The 3,446-nt window shown below is 76.6% G+C and carries 1 protein-coding gene and 2 pseudogenes; 1 reads left to right on the forward strand and 2 read right to left on the reverse strand.

What is annotated here, in order from left to right:
* Positions 1–2,490, reverse strand: a pseudogene (locus tag JNW89_RS31560) (adenylate/guanylate cyclase domain-containing protein); the annotation flags it as partial.
* 153 nt (positions 2,491–2,643) lie between these two features.
* The gene (locus JNW89_RS31565) at positions 2,644–2,865 is read right to left on the reverse strand and encodes a zinc ribbon domain-containing protein (protein ID WP_154941724.1); all 222 of its coding nucleotides are present in this window, start codon (positions 2,863–2,865) and stop codon (positions 2,644–2,646) included.
* Positions 2,866–3,107: 242 nt separating this feature from the next.
* On the opposite strand from JNW89_RS31565, the pseudogene JNW89_RS31570 reads away from it, so the two are divergent.
* Positions 3,108–3,446, forward strand: a pseudogene (locus JNW89_RS31570) (hypothetical protein); the annotation flags it as partial.

Raw genomic sequence — 3,446 nt, forward strand, 5'->3', positions numbered from 1 at the left:
CGCGTTGACCGTGTCGCAGGCCCGGCCGTGGTAGCCGTGGCTCATCCGGGACCGGAGCGCCACCAGCAGGTGCTCGTGCGCGGCGACCAGGTCACCCCGGGCCAGGGCGACCATGCCGAGCAGCATGTCCACCGACCGCCGGCCCCCGCTCGACCGGCCGCGCCGCCTCCACCGGGCGGCCGCGCCGAGCAGCTCCGCGGCCTCGTTCAGCGCGCCCCGCCGCCACAGCAGCTCGGCCAGGTTGTAGACGGCGAAGAGCGCGTCGCCGGTCACCTGCTGCTCGTGTGCCCAGTCGATCACCTCGCGGCAGACCCGCTCCGCCTCGGCGAACTGCCCCATGTCGATCAGCGGTGCGGCCCGCCCGGCCAGCACCCGGGCGAGCAGCCCGGCGTCACCGGCCTGCCGGGCCGCCGCCTCCGCCCGCTGCGAGTAGCGCAGCTCCTCGGCGAACTCGCCGTCCGCACCGGCGTGCAGCGAGTGCAGGTGGTACGCCGCCGCCAGCTCCGCCTCCGGGATCACCTCGCCGGTCTCGGCGATCCGCCCGTAGAGCCGGAACAGCCAGAGCCGCGCCTCCCGGGACAGCCCCCGCTCCCGCCACCACTGGTCCAGCCCGCCGGCCAGTCGCAACCCGGCCCGGGCGCTGCCCCCGGTGGCGCACCAGCGCAGGGCGGCCCGCAGCTCACTGGCCAGCGGGTCGAGCGCGTACAGCGAGAGGGTCACCGGCTGGCCGTCCGGGCCCAGGTGGGCGCGCTCCAGCGCGTGCGCCGACCAGGCGACGTGCCGGTCCCGCGCGGCCTGCTCCTCGCCGGCCTCCACCAGCCGGCGGGCCGCGTACGCCCGGATCGGGTCGAGCATCCGGTAGGTGCTGCCCGACGCGTGCGGCTCGGCCAGCAGCATCGACTTGTCCACCAGCACCGACAGCGGGTCGAGCGGGTCGTCGTCGAGCAGCCACTCCACGGTGGACAGCTCCACCGGGCCGGCGAAGACCGCCAGCCAGCGCAGCAGCCGCGACGCGCGCGGCCCCAACGTCCGGTACGACCAGGTGACCGTCGCCTGCATGGTGAGGTGCCGCTCGGTGGCGGAACGCTGCACCGCCCGATGCGCGGCCGACGGGGGCACCGCCCCGGCCGCCGCGGCGACCAGGTCCACGGTGTCCTGCTGGTTGCCCGTCCAGCCCCGGTCCGCCGGCGGCTCCGGCACCACCCGCCCGGCGTCGAGGGTGCCGAGCACGTCGTCGAGGCGGGCGGCGAGCTGCCCGGCGGAGAGCACCCGGAGCCGGGCGGCGGCCAGCTCGATCGCCAACGGCAGGCCGTCCAGCCGCCGCACCACCCGACGCAGGTCACCGGCCTCCGCCCAGTCCGGCGGCCGGCCGCCCCGCGCCGCCGCCGTCCGGTCCAGCAGCAGCGCCACCGCGTCGCTCTCGGTACGCCCCGGCTGCGGGTCCACCGAGAGCGGCGGGATGCGCCAGACCACCTCGCCGGGCAGGCCGAAGGACTCCCGGCTGGTGGCCAGCACCCGCACCCCGCTCCCGCCGGCGAGCAGCCGGGAGATCACCTCGGCGCAGGCCGCCGGCTGGGCGTCGCAGGTGTCCAGCACCACCAGCATCTGCCGGGCGGCGGCATACTCGACCAGGGTGTCCAGCATCGGGCGGCCCGGCTCGGGGCGCAGCCCGAGCACCGCGGCGACCGCGAACGCCACCAGCCCCGGGTCGGTGACGGTGGCGATGTCGACGAACCACACACCGTCCGGGTACGCCTCGACCATCCCGCCGGCCAGCTCGACGGCCATCCGGGTCTTGCCGGCGCCGCCGGCCCCGAGCACGGTGACCAGCCGATGCCGGCGTACCAGCAGGTCGAGCTCCGCGCGCTCGGTCTCCCGGCCGATGAAGGAGGTGACCTGGGTGGGCAGGTTGTGCGGCACCGCGTCGGCGGTGCGCGGCCGGGGGAACTGCCGCTCCAGGCCGGGCGCGACGAGCTGAAAGAGCCGCTCCCGGTCGTCGAAGCCGCGCAGCCGGTGCAGGCCGAGGTCGAGCAGGGACGCGCCGGACGGCAGCGGTTCGGCGTGCCGGGCGGTCGCCGCCGAGCAGAGCACCTGCCCGCCGTGGGCGGCGGCGGCCACCCGGGCGGCCCGGTGCACCTCAGGGCTGGCGTACTCGCCGTCGCGGGGCTCCGCGTAGCCGGTGTGCAGCCCCATCCGCACCTTGGGGGTGGCCTCCGGGGTGGGCCAGTCGTGGGTGGACAGCGCGCGTTGGGCGGTCAGGCAGGCGGTCAGCGCCGCCGCCGCGTCGGGAAAGGCGAGGAAGAACGAGTCGCCCTCGGTCAGCAGCTCCGCGCCGTCGGTGCCGGCGAGGGTGTCCCGGAGCAGCCGGCGATGCTCCCACAGCACGGGGCGGTAGCCCGACCCGAGCAGCTGGGCCAGCCGGGTCGAACCCTCGATGTCGGTGAACACGAAGGTCACCCACCCGCTCGGGAGGTGGATCCGTGGCGACATGCGTGGAACCTCCGCCCCTGACGTCGGCTTCATGCTGCCCTATGGTCGGGCCGTCACGCATCGTGAGAACGGCCGGGCGGCGTCCGCCCCAAGGTGCCATTGCCGCCGGTCAGCGGCAAGGTCTGCGCCGCCGAACGGGCCGGTCGTGGCCGCTCAGCAGCAGCCGCCACCGCCGCAGCAGCCACCGGCCGGCGCGGGCGGAGCGCCGCCCACCGGTCCACCACCGCCCCGGCCGGTCACCGCGACGGTGGAGAGCAGCTTGACCGTGTCGGCGTGTCCCTGTGGGCAGGACGCCGGATCACCGGCCCGGGCCATCGGGCGGTTGACCTCGAAGGTGTCGCCGCAGGCGCGGCAGCGGAACTCGTACCGGGGCATGCTCCCAGCGTACGGCCGGGCCTGACGGTCGCACCCGGATGGGTGATACTCGACGGGTGGCGAGCGGCGAGGAACCATTGACGGTGCGGCCCCTGCGACCGGCGACGCCGCCCGACGGGCCGCTCGGCAGCTCCGGCGCCGCACCGGACCCGACCCCGGTCCCCCGTCCCCGCCGCCCCTTCCTCGACCCGTCGCCGGCCGAACCGTCACCCGCGACCGCTGCCGGCAGCGCACCGACCACCGTGGAGCCGACCGACGGTAGGGCGGCGCAGGCCGGGCCGGGGACGCACGGCACGGCGAAGGCGGACGCCGGGACAACCGACGCGACGGAAGCCGGCCGGGAGAATGTCGACGCGAGCAAGGCCGACGCGGAGAAAGCCGGCGCGGAGAAGGCCGGCGACACGAGCAAGGCCAGCGCGGGCAAGACCGACGCGGAGACCGGCGACGGCAGCAGAGCCGGCGCGGAGGCCGGCGCGAGGCCCGGAGACGGACTCGAGAAGGAATCGGCGAAAGCCGACGCGAAGGTCGGCGACCAACCGGGGCGCCGGCGCCGGATGCCGTTCGCGCACGCCGTGCGGCTC

It is taken from the genome of Micromonospora sp. 4G55, assembly GCF_016803375.1.

What these genes read in the sequence shown, in the direction of transcription:
- JNW89_RS31565 (WP_154941724.1), bottom strand. Translation starts at nt 2,865, where the DNA reads ATGCCCCGGTACGAGTTCCGCTGCCGCGCCTGCGGCGACACCTTCGAG.